This is a genomic window from Candidatus Poriferisodalis sp. (assembly GCF_965214215.1).
GTDB lineage: Bacteria > Actinomycetota > Acidimicrobiia > Acidimicrobiales > Poriferisodalaceae > Poriferisodalis.
The window spans coordinates 293,968-316,410 of sequence record NZ_CBDCBD010000002.1 but is presented as its reverse complement, the minus strand read 5'-3'; the positions used below and the strand labels follow the sequence as shown (position 1 = coordinate 316,410).

Sequence of the window (22,443 nt, the reverse complement as noted above, 5' to 3'; positions counted from 1 at the left end):
GGTACAGCGACTGGTGGCGGCACGCCTGCCTAGTGCTGCCGCTACTGAGGGAATGCGAATGTGCAGGCAATGATGTACGCGTCATTGCCGTAGGGTCCCATGTTGTAGGGCATGTTTGTCACACAGATCTTGTATTCCTCCCTCATGCTGTGCTGGATGGTCTCGCAATCACTCGTCCATGAGATCCGTCTCCGCGTTTCGTATCGGGGAACTTCCTCGACACTTGATGGCCGGCCAAAGCTGTCGTAGTAGGTGACTGTGTCGGTGCCGACACGGACTTGGTATTCCTCCCAAGTGGGCACTCTGCGGCAGCTTTGCTCATGATGGGCCGAAGCGGGTACCGCCATGAGCGCTACTGAAGTGATCGCAAGCATCATTGCGATGGCCGCTGGAGCTAGCCGTTTGGTTTTCATGATTTGTTGGTTTCTTGTAAGGATGAACCAACGTCATGAATGCGGTTAGCGGCCGGTAACGGACCTTGATGTCCGGTGTTTCAGCGGCTGCCGCCGTGCGAACAGCGCCGGATCGCGACCGAGAATCTCGCGAAGACCAGTGTGCAATGATCGCTTGCGTCAAGCGGCTGCGGAGTCGCGGCGCGCTTGGTCTGCTTCGCGGTCGAGCTTTTCGCTGCGCAGGATGCTCGCCACCGTGGAGGGATGCCAGGTGGTCTTGCCGGTGGCGGTCCGATAGCCGTGTTCGGTGAGCATCCTGGCGATCCGGGGCAGGCTGTGGCCCGCTTCGCGGGCTTGCACGCACAACGCGCGAGCTGCTTGGGGCTGCCGACACGGGCGCCCGAGGCGGGTGCCCTGGGACTTGGAGACAGCGAGCGCTGCCTTGGTGCGCTCGCCGATGAGGCGCCGCTCGAGCTGAGCGATCGCGGCCATGATCGTTATGCAGCACTCCCCGAATGCGCTGGCGGGATCCAGCGGGGCGTCGAGCGCGACCAGTGCCCATCCTTCGCGCACCGAGCACGTCAGGATCTCGAGCAGATCCGCGGTGTCGCGTCCGAGCCGGTCGAGCCGCGACACCACCAACGCGTCGGCTTGGGCCGCGGCCAGCATCTCGAGTGCGTGTCTCAGGCCCGATCGCTGCTGCGGCGGCGTCGTGCCCGAAACGCCTTCATCTGCCACAGCGCGGACGAAATGCCAGCCGCGCGCGCGAATAGCCGCATCTGTTTGTGCCTGCTGGGACGCGACCGACAGCCCCGACTCGGCTTGCTCGGCTGTGGACACACGGGCATAGCTGATCGCTCGCGATGGCATGGTCGTGTTCCCCACTGACAGGCCCCCTCTGTTCTTACAAGAATAGTTCCTTTCTAGTAAGAACACCCGATGTCTACCACCAGCAGCAACCCGAACGCAACCCCGCCGGAACATGACTCTGAGCCGAGCACCTCGAAGACGATCAGGGGTAGTGGTCAGGGAGGTCGTTCTCGTACAGGACGGCATCGCCGGCGCCGAGATGCGTCCGCACCCAGCTCACTGCTGATTCGAGGTCTGCCATGCAGCGAACCGTGGCGCGATCGTCCGTGCGACCGTGAATGGGGTTGCGCATGTGGCGGCCTCGGTTTGCTCGCCTGGCGGTGGCCTGATCCCAGCCGGCTGCTCCGCCCAGCAACGCAGTCCGGTTAGTCCGACCGACGATGATGACGTCGTCGGCAATCTGCGCGGCCTGCTCGCCGAGCAGGCGATTCTCGTGAGCTTGGCTGCGGCCGAGTTCGACCATGCCTGGAGTGACCACAACGCGCCGGGCGGCGTCGGTGTTCGCCAGCATGGACAGCGCCGCTCGCGCGCCTGCAGGATTGGAGTTGTAGGTGTCGTCGATGACCATGACGCCGGTGGGGCTCCGTGCGGCGGTGCGGCGGTGATCGGGAGTCGGCAGGTCGCCGAGCCGGCTTGCGATGTCGGCATCGGAGACGCCCAGCACCGATGCCGCGGCCACGGCGCACGCCACATTGGCAGGTGCGGCGCCGCCGAGGGGGCCGACAGCGATTTCCCTGCCGAACAACGTGATGCGGCGCGAAACGGCAGCCTCATTGATCGACACGTCGTGCGCGGCGACGGGAGCATCGCTGCGAAGCCCCGAGCTCGAACCGTTCGTCGCCGCAGGCCCGTCCCTTTCGACATCGGCTGGCAGCACGGTCACGTCCGCGCGCGGATCCTGCGTCGAGCACCGGATGACCCGCAGACCCGAAGCCGCCAACCGATCAGCCTCGGCTCGCAATCCGTAGGCGTCGATGTTGAGAATCGCCGTGCGGCTCGTCGCGAAGATCTCTGCCTTGGCAGCCACGATTCGGTCGAGGCTGCCGAAGCGCTCGAGGTGGACCGGACCGATCGAAGCCAGGATCGACACCGACGGGCGCACCCAGCGGGTCATCGCGGCAATCTCACCGGCGGCGAACGTGCCCATCTCTGCGATGAACACCTCGGTGCCGGGCACCAAGTGCTCGTTGACGCTGCGACATATCCCCGCGGTGTTGTTGAAGCTGGCCGGCGTCGCCACGACGGCCTTCGAACCCTCCACCAGATGGCGCAGGTAGCCCTTGATGGTGGTCTTGCCATACGAACCGGTCACTGCCACCCTCACCGGATCGACGCGGTCCAGGCGTTCCTGGGCTCGATGCACCCAGCGTCGGGAGAGCACCGCTTCAAGCGGCGCCAAGATCGCCAGCGAAACGTCCACCCACAGGGGCAGGCCGAACAGCAGCACCGCCACGATCGGCGGGGCCAACCCGGCGAGCAGGCCGACCCCGATCAGCACCAGGCACAGCAGAGCCAGCGTCACCGCCAAGGTGACCACGCGACGGGTCCACGCCAGGGGGCTGGTGCGGCCTCGAATCGGAAGTCCGCGGGGCCCGACGGCAACAGCAGCAGCGGTGACCGCCGGCGCCCACCAGAACGAACCGCTGAGCACCACGCCGACGGCTGCGATCAGCGCCAGCACGCGGTTGGTCCCGTCCAGCAGCCACCAGCGCCGGGCAAAGCGCGAGGTCCGCCCCACGCCGTAATGCTCACGCTGTGCAACGCGCAGCCAACGCGCTGCTGCGACCACGCCGGCCACCACCGACGCCCACAGCACGACTTGGCTCATCGAAGCGCAGCGGTCGGGCGTCGCGACCGGAGTCCGCGGCGGCGGAGAACTCGATACCGAACGACGTTCACGAAAGAGCGGCGAGCCGATGGCTCAGTCGAGCTGCCAGGGCACCTGGCGCTTCGATGGGCGCCAAGTGACCGACGCCCTCCAGCACGGTCAGATGTGCATCGGCGAGCAGGTCGGATGCGTCGCGCGCCACCGAGACGGGCACTTGTTCGTCTCGGCTGCCCCATACGAGATCGACGGGCTGTGCCAGACGACTGAGCTGGCTCTCGTATGTCTCGTTGACAGCAGCGACCAGCACGTCACGCATGATGCCTCGCGCGGACCGATAGTCGGAACTGCCATGGCGCTGGCGCATGCGCTCCATGGTGTCGTCGCCGAGCAGGCCACGACGATGCAAACCGCGGGCGAGACGGAAACGCAGTGCTGGCCCCCCCGCAGAGCGATCAGTGCGCTGCAGCAGCGGCACACCGCACAGCACCAGACTGGCGATCACCTCGGGCCGGCGAACAGCCAGCTCCACGGCCACTCGCCCACCGAAGCTGTGCCCCAGCACGACCAAACGCGGCGCGCACTCGTCCAGCACCGGCTCGATGAGGTCGGCATAGGCAGCCGCACCGCCGGCTTCGGTGGGCGCGGGACTCGCGCCGAAGCCTGGCAGATCGAGCGAGATGGCGTCGGCGCCGCTCAAGCAGTCGAGCAAGTCTCGATGGGTGCGGCCCCAGCCGTGCAGGCCGAGCACTGATGCGGGCTCAGCACCGATGCGGCTGCCAAAGAGCGCACCGTCAGCAAAGCTGCTCAAAGGGAGCGCCAATGGATGGTCCTTCCCGACGTTGAATGTGTCGCTTCCCGGCCATGTTCCCAGCTGCGGAGGGAATCGGGCGTACGGGCCGCTCGGGCCGCCGGCGCGCTCAGCGGGCGTGCACCTCGGAATCGGGACCAGGGTGGGACCGGTTGATCGCTGACAGCAGTGCCCGGAAGCTGGCCGTGACAATGTTCGGGTGCAGCCCGACGCCCCAGTACACGTCACGCGATGGGGTCTCGATCTCCACGTACGCCGCGGCAGTGGCATCGGCGCCCGTGCCGACGGCGTGCTCGTGATAGTCGACGAGGCTGACCTCGATACCCAACGCATCAGCCAGGGCGGTCTTGAACGCCGAAAGCGGGCCGTTGCCGCGTCCCTTCGCCCGCACCTCGCCGTCGGGCCCCTTGATGGTCGCCGCCACTTCGGACTCGTCGGAAGACTCCGAGTCGAAGTAGCTGCGGTGCCCGACGTAGGCGAAAGGTGACTCCGCATGCAGGTAGACCTCGTCGAAGGTCTTCTTGATCGCCTCGGGCAGGATCTCGCCGCCTTCGTCGGTAATCGCTTGGATCACGCCGCTGAACTCGATCTGCAGCCGCCGCGGCAGGTCGAGGCCGAAGCTGTTCTTCATGACGTAGGCCACGCCGCCCTTGCCTGACTGGCTGTTCACTCGGATGACGTCCTGGTAGGTGCGACCCACGTGCGCGGGGTCGATCGGCAGGTACGGAACCTCCCAGTAGTCGTAGTCGTTGGCCAGCGCTTCGAAGCCCTTCTTGATGGCGTCCTGGTGACTGCCGCTGAACGCCGTGTACACCAAGTCGCCGCCGTAGGGATGACGAGGATGGACCGGCAGCTGGTTGCAGTACTCGGTGATGCGGCGCAGGTGGTCGATGTGGCTGATGTCCAGCTCGGGATCGACTCCTTGGCTGAACAGGTTCATCGCCAGGGTGATGATGTCGACGTTGCCGGTGCGTTCGCCGTTTCCGAACAGCGTGCCCTCGACCCGGTCAGCACCGGCCATCACCCCGAACTCCGCGGCCGCCACGCCGCAGCCGCGGTCGTTGTGGGGGTGCAGTGAGAGCACCACGGCCTCGCGGTTGTCCACATTGCGCCCGAAGTACTCGATGAGGTCGCCGTAGGTATTCGGCGTTGCCATCTCCACGGTGGCGGGCAGGTTCAAGATGATCGGGTCGTCGGCAGTAGCGCCCCATTCGGCGCTGACGGCGTTGCACACCTCGAGCGCGTAGTCGATCTCGGTGCCGGTGAACGACTCGGGCGAGTACTCGAAGCGGATCGCACCGCCTTCGTGGCGCTCGGCCAGTTCCTTGCACAGTCGTGTGCCTGAGATGGCGATGTCTTTGATTCCTTCTTTGTCCAGCCGGTACACCACCCGGCGCTGCAGTTCCGAAGTCGGGTTGTAGAGGTGGACGATCGCCTTGTTGGCCCCGGCAATCGCCTCGTAGGTGCGCTCGATCAGCTCGGGCCGACTCTGGGTGAGCACCTGGATCCAGACGTCGTCGGGCACCAAGTCCTCTTCGACCAGCATGCGGCAGAACTCGAAGTCGGGCGCCGAGGCCGACGGGAAGCCGACCTCGATCTCTTTGAACCCCATCTCGACGAGCACCTCGAACATCTGGCGTTTGCGCGGCACGTCCATGGGGTCGATGAGTGCCTGGTTGCCGTCGCGCAGGTCCACTGAGCACCACAGCGGCGCCTCGGAGATGATCTGGTCGGGCCAGGTGCGGTCAGGAAGGTGCGCGGGGAAGCGGTAGGTGCCGTAGAGGTTGAATGGCATCGAGCTCGGCTGCTGCGTGCTGATGCGCTTGACGTCTGCCATCGGATTCTCCTGGGTCGGCGGGTCGGTTGGGTGTGGGGGTGAGGAATGGGTACTGGTCGGTTGGGGCCACGAAAAAACCCCCTGGCCCGGAGGCGCAGGAGGTTGGGCGAGGACCTGTGCGGTCCTCGCCTAGGTAAGAAGGAGCAGCCCGGTTGCGGAATGCAGTGCGTGGTGAGTCGAGAGGCGAATCACGGTGAAGATTCTACCAACCTGAGCGGAAAACGACCAGACGCGGAGTCAGCGGCGGCGGTCGGCGTGTCGGGCCAGCATCAGCTCGTGCAGATCGGTGCCGCAGTGCTGTGTCCATTCGCCGTCGTTGCCCAGCTTCCAGTGAGCGATGCCGTCGTCGAGATACATGTCGGTGAGCGCGCCCAGCTCATTGGTGAGCGCGGGCGCTTCGATGGGCGCCAGCGCCTCGACGCGGTAGCGAAGGTTGCGTGGCATGGCGTCGGCTGAGCCCAGCAGGATCGTGTAGCCGCGGTCGGGATTGCCGAATCGGTACACCCGGCTGTGCTCCAAGAAGCGGCCCACGATGCTTCGTACCGAAATGTTCTCGCTCATGCCTTCCACGCCAGGAACCAGGCAGCAGATGCCGCGCACGACCAAGTCGATCCGGCAGCCCTGCTGCGATGCCTCATACAACGCGTCGATCACCTCGTTGTCGACGATGGCGTTCATCTTCATGAAGATGTGGCCGTCTGGCTCGGCGGCTTCGGCCTCGATGTGCTTGACGAGCGAATTGCCGAGGCTGTGCGGAGCGACGGCCAGCTTGAGGTAGTCGGTCTTGCGGCTGTAGCCGGTGAGCGAATTGAACAATGCCGCCACGTCGGCTGCGAAGTCTCGGTCGGAGGTGAGCAGTCCGAAGTCTTCGTAGATGCGTGCGGTGTCGGCGTTGAAGTTGCCTGTGCCCACGAAGCAGTAGTGGGCGATGCCACGGGATTCGCGCCGCACCACCATTGCCAGCTTGCAATGGGTCTTCAGGCCCACCACGCCATAGGCGACATGCACGCCCGCACGTTCGAGGAGCCGTGCCCACTCGATGTTGGATTGCTCGTCGAAGCGCGCCTTGAGCTCCACGACGACCACGACCTGCTTGCCGCGTTCTGCGGCCCGGATGAGCGAGTCCACCAGACGGGTCCGCTCTGAGGTCCGGTACATCGTCAACTTGATGGCCAGCACATCGGGGTCGTCGGCCGCTTGGCGAATGAATGCGTCGAGGCTGGTCGTGAAAGACTCGTAGGGCAGGTGCACCAAGACGTCCTGGCGCTTGAGGACATCGAAGAAATCGACTCTGGCTTCGGGCTCGGTTGCCTCCGCACGTCGGCTCCCGGTGCCGCTGGCGAACAGTGCGCCGGCCTCAGTCGTCGCCCGCAGCGGCAGCGGTGTTCTGGGGTTGTGCGGAGGCGTCTTGAGGTCGTCGCGGTCGATGTCGTACAGCTCGAACAGGTCTGACAGGCCGAGGAGTCCCTTCGAGGTGTAGACGTCGTCGGGGGTCAGCTTCAGCTCACGGGTCAGCATGTCGAGGGCGTCGTTGCTCAAGTCCGGGGCAGCTTCGAGCCGAACCGCACCGCCGAAACGGCGCTGGCGCAGCTCGAGTTCCATGTGTTTGAGCAGGTCGTCGGTCTCAGTGTCGTCGATGTCGAGATCTGCGTCCCGGGTGACGCGGAACGTGCTGTGGCTGAGCAGCTTCACCCCGGGAAACAAGTCTCCCAGGTGCGCCGAGATGACCGATTCCAGAGTGATGAATCGGTGTTCGTCGGGCAGTGCCAGAAAGCGGGGCAGGATCGGCGGCACCTTCACACGGGCGAACGACGGACTGCTGGTGGAGTGCTCCACGAACACGGCGAGGCTCAGCGAGAGATCCGAGATGTAGGGAAAGGGGTGTGCGGGATCGACGGCCAGGGGTGTCAGCACTGGATAGACCTGCTCGCTGAACAGCTCATCGACCCAAGCTCGGCTGGCGGCATCAAGTTCGTCGGGCTCGACGAACGAGATGCCTTCGGCGGCGAGCGCGGGGCGCAGCTCTTCCTCGAATAGCGAGGAAGCGACCCGCAACTGCTCGGCTGCCGCTGCCCGAATCCCCTTGAGCTGGGCTCGCGGCGTCAGGCCGTCAGGCCCGGCATGGCGTACGCCGGCCTCGATGGAATCGAGCACCGTGGGAACCCGCACCTGGAAGAACTCGTCGAGGTTCGACGCGTGGATGGCGACGAACTTGATGCGCTCGAGAAGCGGCAGATCACGATCACGTGCGAGTGCCAGGACGCGATGATTGAAGTCGAGCCAGGACAACTCTCGATTGAGGTAGCGCTCGGGTGATCGGTCCCCGTTGGCGGCGGACATGACGGCTCAAGCCCCTGTGCGGTCGATGCACGGCGCCGTGGGGCGCAGCACCCTGCGCTGGTGAGGGTACGCAATCGGCGTCACTGTCCACAAGGGGCGGCGGAATACCGGCAAATTGGCTTGATCTGTTGGGCTCGGCCTGTGGAAAATTTGTGCACTCTGTGCGGGGCCCCTGTGGACAACTGCCGGTGTGGCTGCGAATCAGGCGGGCGCGAACTCGAAGGCATCGTCGACGACAACGTCGGTGCCGATGAACTCCGACCTGATCATCTCGTCCATGAGCGCTGCGTCGCTGCTGCGGGCCCATTGCCTGCCGTTGGGGGTGCGCACCGCCGCCAACGCCACCTCGGGTGCCTCCCGGCCGTGCATGACGGTGTACGCCTCCACCGTGGCGTCGCCGGTGTAGTCCGCGTCGAGGTCGACAGAGGGGAACCGGTCGATCTCGTCCTGGCAATCCTGATGGCGGAAGCCGACCTCCGGAGGTGTTGTGGAGTACACGCCGAATGAGTGCTTGGTGAGGTAGCCGCCATTTGCCGAGCACAGTCCGATGCTGCCGGGGTTCTCGCGGAGCTTTCCGGCCATGGTGGCAATTGAATGGCCGACGTAGTTGTTGAGCGGGCCACCCGCGAACGTGAGACCGCCGGTCAGCGTCAAGTCGCGGTCGAGACCCAGGCCCAGTTCGGTGGCCGAAATCTGCACGGCTGAGGGGAAGCAGGAGTAGAGGTCGACGTAGTCGATGTCGTCGACGCCGACACCAGCCAGTTCCATGACCCGCCGCCCGGCCACGCGGATGGCGGGCGAGCTGTGCAGGTCGCCACGGTTGGACACGTAGTTGGTGTCGCGCCCGTCGGTCCCCGCGTATGGGAACAGCCAGCGATCGGTCGGCACGCCTGCGGCCGTCGCAGCCTCAGCGGAGCACACGATGAGCGCGGCGGCAAGGTCGAGATCCCAGTTGGAGTTCATGCACTTGGTGTAGGGGAAGCCGATGAGCCGATTCGTTTGGCTTGGGTTGCGGATCTCGTCCGCTGTCATCGGTGTGCGTACCCAGGCGTAGGGATTGGCGACCGCAGCCTGGTTGAACTTCTCCCACATCACGGCGACACGATCCCGGTGCTCGTCCATGGATTCGCCGCGGGAGGCCCTGAACGCCGATTCGAAAACGGGATACAGGTTGATGGGATCTCGTAGGCCGCGTTCGACTTCCACCTTGTTGTTCATGACGACGTCGGCGCCGAGCACCTCGTCGGGCACCTTGTCGGTCTGGGAGGTGTAGGGGATGCGCTCGTCGCGACGGCGGGCTCGGCGGCGGCTCCAGATTCCTTCGGCCCCGGCGATGAGCACCACATCGGCTTCACCGGCCGAGATGCGGTTGCAGGCCATATTCACCAGGGATTGCGGAACATTGCCGCCGTCGGTGGACAGCCCGGTCTTGGCGGAGGTGCCGAACCGTTCGTTCAGCAGTGCGGCCGGGTCGGGATACGGCCAGGCGCCCTTCACGACCCAGGTGTGGGTGGCTCGGCTGGTCAGCCCGGGTACGCCTGCGTCTTCGGCTGCTGCAGCCAGCGCCTCGGCCATCATGGCGACGGGCTCGAGCGCTTCGACTGGGACCTCGGGACGCTGCTTGAACTGACCGGCGCCTACGAGGACGGGGGTGCGCGGGTCGATCTGGATGTCGGTCATGGTGATGTGGCCTCGTGTGTGGGAGCTCGGTGGGTGATCGGGTCGCGACGATAGCGAACCGCCCTTTGTCGGGGCCGAGCGGCGGTTCCCCAGTGCGGTTTGCAGCGACGGCATGTGAATTGACGGGCGGCAGTAGCGTCGGGATGGGGAGGCCGACGGTGGCCCAATTGCCCGATCACTACGCAGCGCTCGGCGTGCGTCCCGACGCTGGTGCGGCAGAGATTCGGCGCGCGTGGATCCGGGCTGCCCGGGCCAACCATCCAGATCAACGCGGAGACGTCAACCAAGCGCAGACAGAGCGTTCCGACCGCCGCATGCGAGCAGTGAATGAGGCGTGGCGTGTGCTGGGCCGCGTGGAATCGCGCCGTTCCTACGACGAAGAGCGTGCGGCTGCGGCGTCGAAGCCGACCGAACCGGCTTCCTCAGCCAGACCGGCCCCGCCCGCGGGCGGTGCGACTGGCCCCAGCGGCAACCAAGGTGAATCCGCCGACCCGTGGTTCGATGGCGCTCCGACCACCGAGCCCGGAGGTCCGGGCGGTTTCGTCGTCAGCCACCGCGGCGCGGCGCTGGTGGTGAGGGTGTTGCCGTGGCTGGCGATCACGGTCGTGGGGTTGGTGATCTTCGTGGCGAGCGCGTACATGACCGCCAACAACGACGTCGACCCGTCCAGGGTTGCGTCGCTCGATGTGGGGGAGTGTTTCTGGTCGGCGCCCGATGGAACGCTGCACACAGTCGCTTGCGATTGGCACGAGACCGACGGCGTGCTCGATCAGATCATCACGATGTCACCTGGTGACCGCTGTCGCCATCCCGATGCCGTAGTCCACGAGGCGCCGATTGCCGGTCGGCGGCTGTGCTTGGTGCCTGTGGACCGCTGGGAGCCGCCCGCCGTGGAGTAGCGGCCCTTGCTTCGCTGGGGACTCAGGTGTGTTCGGTGAGCAGGAGGCGGACGCCGAGGTTGTGCTCGGGGGGGACGATGAACATGGCGTCCTGTTGCTCGCCGCCGCCGCATACGCCGACTCGTTGCGCCCCCGGGACGAGGGCGGGGTCGTCGATCTGGAAGTGCAGCAGCTGCAGCCGGCCGGGCCGGTTGCCCATCCAATGGGCGAGGTTGGGCTCGGTGGGCTGGATGAGCTTGAGGTTCCACGGACCCGAACGCAGGTCCGCCCCGACCCCGACGTTGGGGTCCTTCCACTCATCGGTCTGTTCCATGCCGAGCGGTCCGCTGAACAGCGCGGCGGCGGCCTGCACATCGGCCACGAGGTGGACCACCGTTGCCAGCGACGTGGTGCGTTCGTGGCGGGTGGGCGGCAGCGGCGGTGCGTCGTCCCAGCCTCCGCCTCCGTCCCAGGCGATCTGGATGACGATGCCCCAGCTGTCCTTGGGATGCAGGAAGGCTTCCTTCCATGTCGGGTTGTCCTCGTTGACCCCGATGACGTTGTAGCCCGCTTCAGCCAGCGCTTCGACGGTGTCGGCGAAGTCGGGCGTCTTAAACGTGAAGTGGTGCGGGCCCGGGCCGTTGCGGGCCATGAAGCGTCGCAGGAACTCGCTGCCGTCGTGCTCGATCGGCTCGAGGATCTCCACCCGCGCGCCGCCGTCGAAGGCCACCTGGCAGAAATAGAAGTCGTCGCCGGCCTGTGACGCCGGGTCGTTGTCCGGTCCGCCGATCCAGCGACCGCCCAGGTCGCGGCTGTAGCGGATCACGTTTTCCCAGGCACGGTCGCTGACCACGGCGACGTGGTCCATGACGAGGGTGTCGGTCGGCATGGAGTCGCAGGTTATGCCGGAATGAAGGAATCGCTCACGTTGGGCGAGGCAGGGGGCGGGTGCAGGGGCATGCCGCGGGCGAGGTCGTCGGCTTCCATGAGCGCCTCTGCCAACCGCTCGTACATGTCGGCTCGCCGGGCCGGGTCGCTGCGGCCCAGGGGAGCGACTTCGTCGGGGTCGGCGGCGGTGTCGAAGAGCTGCTCGGAACCGTCGCTGTGGCGGGTCAGCCGCAGATCGGCGGTGACCAGCGTGCGGGTCTTTACCGGCGTCAAGATGTCCATCGTCAGCGCACCAGGAAAGTCGTCTTCGATCAGTACCTCATCGCGCACTGTCGCCGAATTGTCGTCCAGCACCGGTGCGAGGCTGCGACCCCCGATGCCCTCGTAGCCGGTCACGCCGGCGAGATCCATCAGCGTCGGGCCCAGGTCGATGCTCCCGGCGAGCGATTGGGTGCGGCCTGGTGAACGCCTCGGGTCGGCAATCACCATCGGCACGGCGAGCGTGCCCCGGTAGTGCAGGAAGCCCTTCAGCATCAGCCCGTGGTCGCCCATCATGTCGCCGTGGTCGCTCGTGAACACGACGATCGTGTTGTCGGCTTGGCCCAGCCGATCCAGCGCAGCCAGGATCTGGCCGATGCCGTCGTCGATCATCTCGATCATGCCGTAGGTGGCAGCCAGAGCCTCCCGGAGCATTTGATGGTCGCCGGCCACTCCGCACGGTGTGACCCAGGCTCGCTGGGCCGAAGGGTGCATCCGGCTGATGGCCTGCACATAGCGGGGGGCGCCGTCCAGCGGATCGTCGATGGAGGCGGGGACCTCCATGTCGTCGGGACGGTGGCGGTCGAACCACTCGCCGGGAGGAGTCATCGGGTGGTGCGGGTCGGGGTATGAGGCCCATGCCAGCCATGGACCTCCCTGCCGAGCGGCGTCGGTGATGAAGTCGATGGTGCGCTCGGTTACGAACGTGCTGGAGTGGAACTCGGCGCTGTAGGGCGGCTCGTAGACCTGCCACCAACGCTCGGAGCGACGACGGGCGGGCGAATCGGCCGTCAGCGGCACCATGAGATCTTCGAGGCGGCCGCCGCGGTCCAGCGCCCACAGCAGGTGGTGTCCGGTGACCCGAGCGCCGTGGTCGATCGACAGCTCGACGTGTTCGAAGCCATAGAAGCTGTCGGGGAATTCGGGTGCCCCGCTCATGTAGCGCTCAGCATCTTCGAGCGTGTCCCAGCCCGAGGGCCAGTAGTCGTCGACGGCACCTCCGGTTTGGCGCGATGGGAACACTGCGTTGCGGGACATGCCGTGTTGGAGGTGCGACTTGCCGATGAGTGCCGTGCGGTAGCCCGCCGCCCGGAACTGACGCACGTGGGTGTTGGCGCCAGGTTCCAGCGACCGGTCGTTGAACACCACCCCGTGAGCGCTCGGCATGCGCCCAGTCATGATCGTCGAGCGATTCGGCATACAGACCGGGTTCGCCACCCATGCGTTGTCGAAAACCGTGCCACGAGCGGCCAATGCGTCGAGGTGGGGGGTGCGTACCACTTCGTTTCCGGCGAAGCCGGTGTGGTCGGCTCGCTGCTGGTCGGTGATGATGAACAGCACATTGGGCTGTGCCGGAGCGCCGTTTGTGGCAGCGGTCATTGCGATCTCCCGTCGATGGCGTGGGCAGTGAGGCAGCGGAGGCTGCGCGGACGCGTCAGCCGAAGTTCATGGCACCGGGGTTGCCGCCGTCCACCACCACGGTCTGGCCGGTGATGGAGTCGGCTTCGCACAGCATCACGGTGGCATTGGCGATGTCGATCGGGCTGCCCACCTGGCCGAGTACCGAGGCCCGCCGGGCGCCCTCGGAGATCTCGTCGGGCAGCCGAGCCGCCATGCGAGTGCCCTCGACGAGACCCGGGGCCACGCAATTGACAGAAACCGTGGGCGACAACGCGACCGCAAGGCAGTGCGTGAGGTGGATCAGCGCGGCCTTGGAGCAGCTGTAGGCGATGCTGCTGGAGCCGGGGAGCAAGCCGCCCACCGAGGCGATGTTGACGACGCGTCCCCCGCCGTCTGCCTGCAGCAGGCCGGCCAGCGCTCGGGTGAGCAGGAACGGGCCGCGCAGGTTGGTCTCCTGCACCCGATCCCAGGTAGCCGAATCGAGCGTTTCGAGCTGCCGGAAGGGGATACCGATATTCCATGCAGCGTTGTTGATCAGCACATCGCAGCGGCCGTGGGTGGCGATTGCCGCAGCTGCTTCGTCGATCGAGGTTTCGTCGCGCTGGTCGAGCTGCAGAACGCTGGCCGAGCGTCCAGCGGCTCGCACCAGGTCGGCGCTCGCCTCCGCCCGCTCCTGATCGCCGACGTAGGTCACTATGACGTCAGAGCCTGCTGCGGCCAGCGCCTCGCAGATGGCGCGTCCGATGTCGCCCGAGCCGCCGGTGACGACGGCCAGCTTGCCTGTCAAGTCCATGAGTTGAAGCCTTTCAGTCGGCGACCATCTCGGCCATTGCTTCGAGCAGCTGCGGCGGACCCGCAATCTGCAAGGTCGTCACCACGGTGTCGTCCCAGCGCCGCAGGTCGCGGGCAATCTTGTCCATCGGACCGATGAGCGCTACTTCTTCGACCAGTTCCACAGGGATTGCCGCTGAAGCTTCCTGCTTGCGCCCCTCGAGGTACAGGTCTTGCACCTCGTCGGCGACGTGCTGGTAGCCCATCCGGCAGAACACGTCGTAGTGGAAGTTGGCGTCACGGGCGCCCATACCGCCCATGTACAGCGCCAGCATCGGGCGCACACGGTCGGCGGCCCGCTCGACGTCGTCGTCGGGCACCACGCTCACCATGCACACCACCTCGAAGTCGGCGTCGTCGGGAATGCGGCCGTCGGTGCCGATCTGGGGCTTGCCCGCGGCGGCGAAGCCCGAGTTGAGGGCGTCGGCGTAGAACTGGTTGTCCTTGGGGGCGAAGAAGATGGGCAGCCAGCCGTCGCACAGCTCACCGGCCAACGCCACGTTGCGGGGCCCTTCCGCACCGAGGTAGATCGGCAGGTCGGGCCGCAGCGGATGCACGGTCGATTTCAACGCCTTGCCCAAGCCCATGCCGCCCGGGAATGGCATCTGGTAGTGGTCGCCGCTGAAGCTGACCGGCTTGTCCCGTTCGAGGATCGCCCGGATGATCTCGATGTACTCCCGGGTGCGTGCCAGCGGTCGGGGGTATGGCTGGCCGTACCAGCCCTCCACCACCTGCGGCCCGCTCACGCCGAGCCCCAGGATGAACCGGCCGCCGCTCAGGTGGTCCATCGTGATGGCTGCCATGGCGGTTGCTGCAGGAGTCCGGGCCGAGATCTGCACGATTCCCGTGCCCAGGCCGATCTGCTCGGTGTGGCTGCCCCACCACGCGAGCGGAGTGAGGCAGTCTGAGCCGTACGCCTCGGCAGTCCAAAACGAATGGAAGCCCAAACGATCTGCAAGCTGCAGCGTCTCGAGCGCGTCGGGCGGAGGCCCTGCTGACCAGTATCCGGCTCCGGTTGCAAGCTTCATGTCACGCCGCCCTGTCGATCTCGGGATTCCTGCGGTGCCCAGTATGGGCGTTCGCGACGAGGCGCACCGGCGCGTGTCTGAGCGGCCGTCTTCGCCGGCCCGGGCCGAACAGGTAACCGGTTCTCACCTGGCAGAGGCGCAAGAAAATGAAATAGATTGAAACATATTGAAAACATACAGTCGCTCGGATGCCGACGGTGCGAGAAGCGATTCGGGTAGTCACCGCCGACGGCTGGCGTCTCAAGCGAATTCGCGGCAGCCATCGCCAATTCGTGCATCCACGCAAGCCCGGTAAGGTGACCGTTGCGGGCAAGTTCGGAGACGAAGTGCCGCCGGCCACGTGGAAGAGCATCTTGAGGCAAGCTGGCATCGCAGGGAGACCCTCAGCATGAGCGACACCGCCACGACCGACACCCTGAACTACACGGTGATCCTCGAACGGTCCCGAACGGGCTACGGCGCATACGCGCCGGATCTCCCCGGCTGCGTTGCCGTCGGCGAAACCCGCGAGCAGACCGTGGCGCTGATGCGCGAGGCAATGGAGCTCCATCTCGAGTCGATGAGCGAAGACGGCGATGAGATTCCTGAGCTGATCTCATCGGCAGTCGAGATCGAGGTGTCCGTCGCCTAAGGCCATGTCGTCGGGCCACACAGGAGAGTTGGCTACCCGGCAGCGGGCGATCCCGTGCGTGCTGATGCGGGGCGGCACGTCGCGAGGGCCGTTTTTCGCGGCGAGTGACCTGCCCGCCGATCCCGAGCGGCGCGACGCCGTGCTGGCGGCCGTCATGGGGAGCCCCACGGGGCGGCAGATCGACGGGCTGGGCGGCGGCACGACCGTGACCAGCAAGGTCGCTGTCGTGGGGCCGTCGGAGCATCCCGAGGCCGATGTGGACTACCTGTTCGCGCAGATCGACCCTGTCTGGGGCACGGTGGACACCAAGCCGACGTGCGGGAACATGCTGGTCGGTGTGGGGCCGTTCGCGATTGAGCACGGGCTGGTGGCCGCTGGCGCTCCCACCACGTCGCTCGTGGTGCGCAACGTCAACACCGGCAGCTTCATCGACGTGGTCTGCTGCACGCCCGGCGGGGAGCCGACCTACGAGGGCGACTGCGCGATCGACGGTGTGGACGGCACGGCGGCGCCGGTGGAGTTGCGGTTCCGCGGCATCGAGGGTTCGGTGACCGGCTCGATGTTGCCAACCGGGTGCGTGAGCGAGCCCATCGTCGCGGGTGGAGTCGAGGTGGATGCGACGCTCATTGACGTGGCGATGCCGATGGTGATGGTGCGGGCCAGCGCACTTCGCCGAAGCGGCCATGAGGCCCCGGAGGAATTCGATTCGGATCCCGATTTCATGGCGACCATGGAAGCGATCCGCCGTGAGGCGGGTCGGCGCATGGGCCTTGGCGACGTGTCGCGCAGCGTCGTACCCAAGTTCGGCTTGCTGTCAGCGGCCCGCGACGGCGGCACGATCACCTCGCGCTACTTCACGCCTACCCAGTGCCATCCAGCCCACGCCGTTTCAGGCGGCATCTGCGTAGCAGCGGCCACCGCCGTTCCAGGCACCGTGGCCGCATCACTCGTCGACAACCCGGCGGCGGCCCCGAGTGTCCCAGGCACCGCTGCTGATTCGCTCGCGCACGAGTCGGCCAGCTGGAGTGCCGGCGACGTTCAACATGACGGCGAAGCGCAACGCGATGTAACCATCGAGCATCCGAGCGGTTCGCTGGAGGTCGCGTTGCGGACGCAATGGCGTGACGGCAGCGTGCGGGTCATCTCGGGCGGTGTGACGCGTACTGCCCGCAAGATCATGTCGGGAACCGTCTACGTGCCTGAGCAGGTGTGGTCGGGCTGAGTCGTTTCTCGGCGTAGCCGCGGTCGAACCGTTCAGTCCCAGTCGAGCCAAAGTTCCTCAGGTCCGCGGAAGGTGATGTTGGGGAACGTCCAGTAGTCCTGCGGCACCAGCCGCAGCGAGGGCACCCGCTGGGTCAGGATCTCCAGCGCAATGCGGGCTTCCATGCGGGCCAGGTTTGCTCCCAAGCAGAAGTGGATGCCCTTGCCGAAGCTGATGTGGCGGTGCGGGTCGGGCCGGGTGAGGTCGTAATCGTTGACATCGAATCGGTCGGTGTCGGCGAACGCGCACGGCTCGCGGTTCGCGGCAGCGAAGTTCAAGAACACCCGTGTCCCCTTCGGCAGGTGCACCCCGCCGAGGTCGGTGTCCCGTGTGGTCACCCGCCGCCAGGCGACTTGGCTGGAATCGAACCGCAGTGTTTCCTCGACAGCCGTCGGGATCAACGATGGGTCGGCGCACAGGGCATCCCACTGGTCTCGTCGAGGCAGCAGGCACCGCAGCGTGTTGCACAACAGATTCGTGACCGGATCGTGGCCGGCGAATGAGATCCCGTAGATGATCGACTCGACCTCCCGGTAGCTGAGGCCGCTGCCGTCTTCGGGGTCCGGGTCGGCATCGTGGGCGTCGAGCAGCTCGGAGCAGAAGTCGTCGGTGCGGTTGCGGTGGCGCTCAGCAACGAACTCACGGCAGTAGCGCCAGTACGCCAGCATCCCCTCGGCCATATGGGCCTGCTCGGCCGCTGTGGGCTTGCCCCAGGCGAATGCCTTGCGGTTGACGCACCACGACTTCAGCATGAGATCGTCGGTGGGCGGGAATCCGATGAAGCGGAACACGATCTCCGCCGGCAGCGGGAACGCCACCGCCTTCACGTAGTCGGCCGGCGCGGGGCCGGCCAGCATCTCGTCGATCAACTCGGTCGCCCGTGATGCCATGTAGTCCTCGAGCGTGCGCAAGCGCCGCACCGAGAACCCGGCACGGGTAAACGCGCGGATGCGTCCATGATCGGGTTCGGCCCGGTTCGACATCACCGCCTGGGGGTCGTAATCGGGTGCGGACAGCACCTCTGCAGCCTCGGGCGCCAGCGGGAAGATCGGGTCCTGCACGTTGGACGAGGCATAGGTGTCGGGGTCCATGAAGACCGCCTCGATGTCGTCCATGCGGGTCACCACCACGTGGCCCATCTCGGCGGCGTAGAAGACCGGGTGGTCCTCGCGCAGCTGCGCGGCAATGGGATACGGATCGGCCAGGTACTCGTCGCTGAGCGGCGACCAGCTCTCGTGCACGGGGCAGCCCGGCGGTGGGGGAGCCAGCCGATCCGGTGCGGTGTGGTACGAGTCTGTGCTCATGGGGCCGTCTCCCTGCCGATGGCCGGGCGCTCGCCAGCGTCGGCAACGCCTATCATCGTCGGCCCGCGGGCGATTGGCTCAGATGGTTAGAGCGCTGCCTTCACACGGCAGAGGTCACTGGTTCGAGTCCAGTATCGCCCACCTCATCAGCCCTGCGTGAGGCGCCCCAGCTCAGCCGTGTTCGGCGAGGTGGCTGAGCAGCAGCTCGGTGAAGACGCCGGGCGCCTCGTCGGTGACGAAGTGGTTGACGCCGTCGATTTCCTCGAAGCGGTACGGGCCGATCACGTGGCTGGCCGTGTTCTCCGCTGCCATGCGGCCTACGGTGACGTCCTCGTTGCCCCAGACGTACATGGTGGGGACGGCGGTCGGCGGGGTGCCGTTGGATTGGATCCTTGAGGGACCCATTGCCCGGTACCAGTTGACGGCGGCGTCGAGGGCATCCCGCTCGCCGAGCGTCGAGAGGTAGGCGTCGATGTCGACCTCGGGAACGCCGTTGCGCGCCATCGCTCGCCTCAGGGGACCGGCGGCGTCGACGAGCAGGTTGTCGGTTGCCTCGGAACGCTGGAACGCCGGGTGATGGCGGGAGCGATGGGGTTGCTCGGGGTCATCCCGCATGGCTGACATGAATGCCACCGGATGGGGCCGCGAGATAACGCTCAAAGAAATGACCCGCTCGGTGTGATGTGCGGCGATGAACCAGCCGAGCGCGCCTCCCCAGTCATGCCCGACGATGTGAAACCGATCCGCTCCAAGGCTGTCAGCGATGCCCAGGGCATCGGCCATGAGCAATTCGACGCGGTAGTTGTCGATGCCCCCCGGGCGGGCGCCTGCCGAGTATCCCCGCTGATCGGGGGCGCAGGCGCGGTACCCGGCTGCTGCGAGCGCCGGCAATTCGGCACGCCAAGTGTGGCGAGTCTGGGGAAAGCCATGCAGCAGCAGGACGGGCTGCCCATCCGCCGGCCCGGCGACGTCGGCGGTGAAGCTGAGGCCGTTCGACTCGATGACTGTGGTGGTGACGCCGTTCGTGCCCGTCATCGCTGCGGCCCCTTTACTGAAATTCGGTGGCGCACAGCATGCCGTACCCGATGGACGCGTCGCTGCGAGCCAGCGAATATGGTCGCCTCCGGTAGCCGGCGGCTCCGGGCACCGCTGAAGCGTCGCTGGGATCGTTCCGGGGAGGTCACGGTGATCATCGACTGCCACGGCCACGACACCACCGCCCCGCCGCTGGCACAGTCGTCTGCAACTGAGGAGGTCTGATGTCTTCGGAACCTGCCCACGGCCGCCACGTTGTGGTCCGCACCATCAAGCGTGCCGAGGCTGCGGACATCGCAGGACTAGGCGATGCCGGCACGGCCACCGTGCACGAGGCCATCGGCCGCCGCGGCTATCTCGGACCTGAGCTGCGCCCGATCCAACAAGGCGTCAAGGTGGCCGGCTCGGCGGTCACCGTGCGCTCGCATCCCGGCGACAACATCATGATCCACGCTGCCGTGGAGGTCTGCCAGCCAGGGGACATGCTGGTCGTCACCAGCACGGCCCCCTCGACTCACGGCATGTTCGGCGACCTGCTGGCGTCTTCGCTGATGGCGCGAGGCGTCGTCGGTCTGGTGATGAATGCCGGAGTACGCGACACCACGGACCTGAGAGCGATGGGCTTTTGGGTGTGGACCCGGCATGTGTCCTGCGAAGGCACCGTCAAGGCCAGCCCGGGTTCGGTCAACGTGCCCATCGGCATCAACGGCGTGATCATCGAACCGGGGGACGTGATCTGCGCCGACGACGACGGCGTGCTGGCCGTGCCTCGGGCGGAGGCCGGGTGGGCGCTGGAGAAATCGAATGCTCGCCTCGCCGACGAAGAAGCCGCGCGCGCCCGCCTGAGCGCAGGCGAACTCGGGCTCGACATGTACGGGTTGCGTCAGAAACTGATCGACATGGGTGTCGAGTGGCGCGACTAGGAGAGCGGCATCCCCCAATACGGCACCTGGCGATGGGCTGCCGAAACATGGAGACATCGTGACGACTGAGGTCATCATCACCGGGACGGGATCGCCGATACCAGACGCCGAACGTGCCGGACCTGGGGTACTCGTTCGCTACGGCGACATCACCATGCAGTTCGACGTCGGCCGTGCGACCGTGCAGCGGCTCGCCGGCGTCGGCATGTGGGACCTGCAGCTCACGGCTGTGTTCGTGACGCATCATCACAGCGACCACCTCACCGGACTCGCCGACCTCGTGCTGAGCCACTGGGTGATGGCTCGGGGCGATGATTTCACGCCGCTGCAAATCGTCGTTCCCAAGGGCCCCGCTGTCGACTATGTGAGCGAAATGACCCATCCGTGGCGCCACGACATCGAGGTGCGCGCAGAGCACTCCGCCCGTTTGAGGCCCGTCGAGATGGAGTTGATCGCGTTCGATCCGCCCGCATCGCCCGCCGAGGTCTGGCGCTGCGAGGATGTCGTGGTCAGCGCCGGCCCCGTCCGACACGAGCCGGTGCTGCCCGCTGTCGGGTACCGGATCTCCACGCCCGACGGCGACATCGCCATCAGCGGCGACACGCGGGTGTGCGACGAGATGGCCGAACTTGCAACGGGTGCCGACGTGGTCGTGTACGAAGCGATGCTCTTCGATGTGATCAGGCAGGGAACGCCACTTCGCCACTTCATCCTCGACTACCACGCCGACACCTGCCTCATCGGCGCCCAAGCAGCCGAACTGGGCGTCCCGACGCTGGTGCTCACGCACTTCATTCCCGCACCGGCGACCGCCGCGGTGCCAGCGCTCGGATCCGCCGTCACCGAGCAGAATTATGTGGACCAAGTTCGTGAAGGCGGCTACGTCGGAGACTTGCTGGTGGCCAGAGACCTGGACAAGGTTGTGCTCGAAGCCGGCTCAGCACCGCGCATCGAGCGCCGGGGCTGAGGACACTCGATGTCCGGCGGCCTCCGCTGCATGGTCATGCGAGGCGGTACCTCCAAAGGTGCTTACTTCGTCGCCGACGAGCTGCCGAGCGATGCCGACGAGCGCGATGCACTGTTGGCGCGGATCATGGGCTCGCCCGACCCGCGCCAGATCGACGGCATCGGCGGTGCACACCCGCTGACGTCCAAGGTTGCAGTGGTGGCGCCGTCGTCAGACCCCGACGTCGACGTGGACTACTTGTTCCTGCAGGTGGGGGTCGACGACGGCGCGGTCAGCGATCGTCAGAATTGCGGCAACTTGCTGGCCGGTGTCGGGCAATTCGCAGTTGAGCGTGGGCTTGTCACGGCCGTGGGCAATGAGGGCCAAGTGAGCATCCGGATGGTCAACAGCGATTCGATGGCCACGGCCACGTTCCCGTTGGAGGACGGTCTGCCGACCTATGACGGCGGCACGTCGATCTCTGGAGTTCCAGGCAGCGCAGCCCCGGTCCGCCTGGACTTCGCCGATACTGCCGGGTCGGCATGCGGTGCCCTGCTGCCGACCGGCGCCGTTGCCGACGTGATTATCGGCGTCGAGGCGACCTGCGTCGACAACGGCATGCCGACGGTCGTGCTGCGGGCGACCGATCTGGACATCGCCGGCGACGAGTCGCCGGACACGCTCGAGGCCGACCGACCGTTCCGGGAGCGCTTGGAGAACATTCGCCTGCAGGCAGGCCAGCTGATGAACCTCGGCGACGTCATCTCCGCGACGGTGCCAAAAGTGACGTTGGTGTCGGCGCCGCGAGCCGGCGGGAACATCTGCACGCGCACATTCATCCCGCACCGCTGCCATGACGCCATCGGGGTGCTGGGCGCTGTGAGCGTGGCCACGGCCCTGAGGCTGGGAGGCGGGGTGGGATCCGAGCTGCTGCGCCCCGGACCCGATCCCGATCTGGTGGAGATCGAGCACCCGACGGGCACATTTGCCGCAAGGGTGGAGTTGACCCTCGGCCCCCAGGGCCCGGTCGTGGGTCGATCCGGCATTGTCCGCACGGCCCGCAAGCTGTTCGACGGAGTCGTTTTTCCCGCGAATCCAGCGATACGCCAGAGCGAGTGATGGACCGCACGATCCCGCCGCCGCACCGCATCCTGTGGGGCACCGATTGGCCCCATGCCAACGTGAGGCACATGCCCGATGACGGCGACCTCGTCGATGTGCTTGCATCATTCGCTCCCGACGAGGTCACCCGCAACCGGATCCTGATCGACAATCCCGATGCGCTGTGTGACTTCTGCTACTGA

General features: G+C 66.4%; 22 protein-coding genes and 1 tRNA gene. 10 read left to right on the top strand and 13 right to left on the bottom strand.

Going from position 1 to position 22,443, the window contains the following annotated elements:
• Window positions 1-41: 41 nt before the first annotated feature.
• The 7 genes from ACOOF5_RS01685 to ACOOF5_RS01655 all read right to left on the bottom strand — a co-directional run bounded on the left by ACOOF5_RS01685 (window position 42) and on the right by ACOOF5_RS01655 (window position 9,746).
• Window positions 42-302 carry a hypothetical protein gene (locus ACOOF5_RS01685; protein WP_420435962.1) on the bottom strand — a complete coding sequence of 87 codons (261 nt, stop codon included), beginning with the start codon at window positions 300-302 and terminating at the stop codon, window positions 42-44.
• Between the two features lie 270 nt (window positions 303-572).
• On the bottom strand, window positions 573-1,262 hold the full coding sequence (locus tag ACOOF5_RS01680) for a recombinase family protein (protein WP_420435960.1): 690 nt from the start codon (window positions 1,260-1,262) through the stop codon (window positions 573-575).
• Window positions 1,263-1,404: 142 nt separating this feature from the next.
• Window positions 1,405-3,090, bottom strand: a complete 1,686-nt coding sequence (locus tag ACOOF5_RS01675) for a Mur ligase family protein (protein ID WP_420435958.1) — start codon at window positions 3,088-3,090, stop codon at window positions 1,405-1,407.
• A gap of 67 nt (window positions 3,091-3,157) precedes the next feature.
• A complete protein-coding gene (locus ACOOF5_RS01670; RefSeq protein ID WP_420435956.1) occupies window positions 3,158-3,910 on the bottom strand; it encodes an alpha/beta fold hydrolase in 753 nt (250 codons plus the stop codon).
• A 97-nt stretch (window positions 3,911-4,007) separates the two neighbouring features.
• Window positions 4,008-5,735 (bottom strand): 2-isopropylmalate synthase, encoded by a 1,728-nt coding sequence (leuA, locus tag ACOOF5_RS01665; RefSeq protein ID WP_420435954.1) that lies wholly within the window; start codon window positions 5,733-5,735, stop codon window positions 4,008-4,010.
• A gap of 237 nt (window positions 5,736-5,972) precedes the next feature.
• On the bottom strand, window positions 5,973-8,075 hold the full coding sequence (gene ppk1, locus ACOOF5_RS01660; RefSeq protein ID WP_420435952.1) for a polyphosphate kinase 1: 2,103 nt from the start codon (window positions 8,073-8,075) through the stop codon (window positions 5,973-5,975).
• A 201-nt stretch (window positions 8,076-8,276) separates the two neighbouring features.
• Window positions 8,277-9,746, bottom strand: coding sequence for an acetyl-CoA acetyltransferase (locus ACOOF5_RS01655; RefSeq protein ID WP_420436307.1), 1,470 nt, complete (start codon window positions 9,744-9,746; stop codon window positions 8,277-8,279).
• Window positions 9,747-9,913: 167 nt separating this feature from the next.
• Between ACOOF5_RS01655 and ACOOF5_RS01650 the strand changes: the two genes are divergently transcribed.
• Window positions 9,914-10,654, top strand: coding sequence for a J domain-containing protein (locus tag ACOOF5_RS01650; protein WP_420435950.1), 741 nt, complete (start codon window positions 9,914-9,916; stop codon window positions 10,652-10,654).
• A gap of 22 nt (window positions 10,655-10,676) precedes the next feature.
• Here ACOOF5_RS01650 and ACOOF5_RS01645 read toward each other — a convergent pair whose 3' ends face one another.
• From ACOOF5_RS01645 to ACOOF5_RS01630, 4 genes are read right to left on the bottom strand one after another with little or no spacing between them, the layout of a single operon-like run.
• On the bottom strand, window positions 10,677-11,522 hold the full coding sequence (locus ACOOF5_RS01645) for a VOC family protein (RefSeq protein ID WP_420435948.1): 846 nt from the start codon (window positions 11,520-11,522) through the stop codon (window positions 10,677-10,679).
• 11 nt (window positions 11,523-11,533) lie between these two features.
• Entirely contained in the window at window positions 11,534-13,159 is a 1,626-nt protein-coding gene (locus ACOOF5_RS01640) for a sulfatase (RefSeq protein ID WP_420435946.1), read from the bottom strand.
• A gap of 55 nt (window positions 13,160-13,214) precedes the next feature.
• A complete protein-coding gene (locus ACOOF5_RS01635; protein ID WP_420435944.1) occupies window positions 13,215-13,973 on the bottom strand; it encodes an SDR family NAD(P)-dependent oxidoreductase in 759 nt (252 codons plus the stop codon).
• 13 nt (window positions 13,974-13,986) lie between these two features.
• Window positions 13,987-15,039, bottom strand: a complete 1,053-nt coding sequence (locus tag ACOOF5_RS01630; protein WP_420435942.1) for an LLM class F420-dependent oxidoreductase — start codon at window positions 15,037-15,039, stop codon at window positions 13,987-13,989.
• Between the two features lie 188 nt (window positions 15,040-15,227).
• On the opposite strand from ACOOF5_RS01630, the gene ACOOF5_RS01625 reads away from it, so the two are divergent.
• The 3 genes from ACOOF5_RS01625 to ACOOF5_RS01615 are packed head-to-tail and all read left to right on the top strand — an operon-like array spanning window position 15,228 to window position 16,892.
• Window positions 15,228-15,431, top strand: coding sequence for a type II toxin-antitoxin system HicA family toxin (locus ACOOF5_RS01625; protein WP_420435940.1), 204 nt, complete (start codon window positions 15,228-15,230; stop codon window positions 15,429-15,431).
• Complete coding sequence (locus ACOOF5_RS01620; RefSeq protein WP_420435938.1) at window positions 15,428-15,670, top strand: type II toxin-antitoxin system HicB family antitoxin; 243 nt, start codon at window positions 15,428-15,430, stop codon at window positions 15,668-15,670. Before ACOOF5_RS01625 ends, ACOOF5_RS01620 begins: the two co-directional genes overlap by 4 nt.
• Before the next feature lie 4 nt (window positions 15,671-15,674).
• Complete coding sequence (locus ACOOF5_RS01615; RefSeq protein ID WP_420435936.1) at window positions 15,675-16,892, top strand: PrpF domain-containing protein; 1,218 nt, start codon at window positions 15,675-15,677, stop codon at window positions 16,890-16,892.
• A 32-nt stretch (window positions 16,893-16,924) separates the two neighbouring features.
• Here ACOOF5_RS01615 and ACOOF5_RS01610 read toward each other — a convergent pair whose 3' ends face one another.
• A complete protein-coding gene (locus ACOOF5_RS01610) occupies window positions 16,925-18,235 on the bottom strand; it encodes a cytochrome P450 (RefSeq protein WP_420435934.1) in 1,311 nt (436 codons plus the stop codon).
• A gap of 67 nt (window positions 18,236-18,302) precedes the next feature.
• Here ACOOF5_RS01610 and ACOOF5_RS01605 point away from each other — a divergent pair.
• Window positions 18,303-18,376 (top strand) — tRNA-Val (locus ACOOF5_RS01605).
• A 30-nt stretch (window positions 18,377-18,406) separates the two neighbouring features.
• Here the strand turns inward: ACOOF5_RS01605 and ACOOF5_RS01600 are convergent.
• A complete protein-coding gene (locus tag ACOOF5_RS01600) occupies window positions 18,407-19,270 on the bottom strand; it encodes an alpha/beta fold hydrolase (protein WP_420435932.1) in 864 nt (287 codons plus the stop codon).
• A 78-nt stretch (window positions 19,271-19,348) separates the two neighbouring features.
• Here ACOOF5_RS01600 and ACOOF5_RS01595 point away from each other — a divergent pair, with 78 nt between their 5' ends.
• From ACOOF5_RS01595 to ACOOF5_RS01575, 5 genes are read left to right on the top strand one after another with little or no spacing between them, the layout of a single operon-like run.
• The gene (locus ACOOF5_RS01595) at window positions 19,349-19,495 is read left to right on the top strand and encodes a hypothetical protein (RefSeq protein WP_420435930.1); all 147 of its coding nucleotides are present in this window, start codon (window positions 19,349-19,351) and stop codon (window positions 19,493-19,495) included.
• Window positions 19,495-20,193 carry a 4-carboxy-4-hydroxy-2-oxoadipate aldolase/oxaloacetate decarboxylase gene (locus ACOOF5_RS01590; RefSeq protein WP_420435928.1) on the top strand — a complete coding sequence of 233 codons (699 nt, stop codon included), beginning with the start codon at window positions 19,495-19,497 and terminating at the stop codon, window positions 20,191-20,193. Before ACOOF5_RS01595 ends, ACOOF5_RS01590 begins: the two co-directional genes overlap by 1 nt.
• 58 nt (window positions 20,194-20,251) lie before the next feature.
• The gene (locus tag ACOOF5_RS01585; RefSeq protein WP_420435926.1) at window positions 20,252-21,160 is read left to right on the top strand and encodes an MBL fold metallo-hydrolase; all 909 of its coding nucleotides are present in this window, start codon (window positions 20,252-20,254) and stop codon (window positions 21,158-21,160) included.
• A gap of 9 nt (window positions 21,161-21,169) precedes the next feature.
• Window positions 21,170-22,258 carry a 4-oxalomesaconate tautomerase gene (locus ACOOF5_RS01580; protein WP_420435924.1) on the top strand — a complete coding sequence of 363 codons (1,089 nt, stop codon included), beginning with the start codon at window positions 21,170-21,172 and terminating at the stop codon, window positions 22,256-22,258.
• A complete protein-coding gene (locus tag ACOOF5_RS01575; RefSeq protein WP_420435922.1) occupies window positions 22,258-22,443 on the top strand; it encodes an amidohydrolase family protein in 186 nt (61 codons plus the stop codon). The genes ACOOF5_RS01580 and ACOOF5_RS01575 overlap by 1 nt, the downstream gene beginning before the upstream one ends.

What these genes read in the sequence shown, in the direction of transcription:
- ppk1 (WP_420435952.1), bottom strand. Translation starts at nt 8,075, where the DNA reads ATGTCCGCCGCCAACGGGGACCGATCACCCGAGCGCTACCTCAATCGA.
- ACOOF5_RS01595 (WP_420435930.1), top strand. Translation starts at nt 19,349, where the DNA reads ATGGTCGCCTCCGGTAGCCGGCGGCTCCGGGCACCGCTGAAGCGTCGC.
- ACOOF5_RS01640 (WP_420435946.1), bottom strand. Translation starts at nt 13,159, where the DNA reads ATGACCGCTGCCACAAACGGCGCTCCGGCACAGCCCAATGTGCTGTTC.
- ACOOF5_RS01610 (WP_420435934.1), bottom strand. Translation starts at nt 18,235, where the DNA reads ATGAGCACAGACTCGTACCACACCGCACCGGATCGGCTGGCTCCCCCA.
- ACOOF5_RS01575 (WP_420435922.1), top strand. Translation starts at nt 22,258, where the DNA reads ATGGACCGCACGATCCCGCCGCCGCACCGCATCCTGTGGGGCACCGAT.
- ACOOF5_RS01625 (WP_420435940.1), top strand. Translation starts at nt 15,228, where the DNA reads ATGCCGACGGTGCGAGAAGCGATTCGGGTAGTCACCGCCGACGGCTGG.
- ACOOF5_RS01680 (WP_420435960.1), bottom strand. Translation starts at nt 1,262, where the DNA reads ATGCCATCGCGAGCGATCAGCTATGCCCGTGTGTCCACAGCCGAGCAA.
- ACOOF5_RS01620 (WP_420435938.1), top strand. Translation starts at nt 15,428, where the DNA reads ATGAGCGACACCGCCACGACCGACACCCTGAACTACACGGTGATCCTC.
- leuA (WP_420435954.1), bottom strand. Translation starts at nt 5,735, where the DNA reads ATGGCAGACGTCAAGCGCATCAGCACGCAGCAGCCGAGCTCGATGCCA.
- ACOOF5_RS01615 (WP_420435936.1), top strand. Translation starts at nt 15,675, where the DNA reads ATGTCGTCGGGCCACACAGGAGAGTTGGCTACCCGGCAGCGGGCGATC.
- ACOOF5_RS01580 (WP_420435924.1), top strand. Translation starts at nt 21,170, where the DNA reads ATGTCCGGCGGCCTCCGCTGCATGGTCATGCGAGGCGGTACCTCCAAA.
- ACOOF5_RS01645 (WP_420435948.1), bottom strand. Translation starts at nt 11,522, where the DNA reads ATGCCGACCGACACCCTCGTCATGGACCACGTCGCCGTGGTCAGCGAC.
- ACOOF5_RS01675 (WP_420435958.1), bottom strand. Translation starts at nt 3,090, where the DNA reads ATGAGCCAAGTCGTGCTGTGGGCGTCGGTGGTGGCCGGCGTGGTCGCA.
- ACOOF5_RS01635 (WP_420435944.1), bottom strand. Translation starts at nt 13,973, where the DNA reads ATGGACTTGACAGGCAAGCTGGCCGTCGTCACCGGCGGCTCGGGCGAC.
- ACOOF5_RS01590 (WP_420435928.1), top strand. Translation starts at nt 19,495, where the DNA reads ATGTCTTCGGAACCTGCCCACGGCCGCCACGTTGTGGTCCGCACCATC.
- ACOOF5_RS01630 (WP_420435942.1), bottom strand. Translation starts at nt 15,039, where the DNA reads ATGAAGCTTGCAACCGGAGCCGGATACTGGTCAGCAGGGCCTCCGCCC.
- ACOOF5_RS01600 (WP_420435932.1), bottom strand. Translation starts at nt 19,270, where the DNA reads ATGACGGGCACGAACGGCGTCACCACCACAGTCATCGAGTCGAACGGC.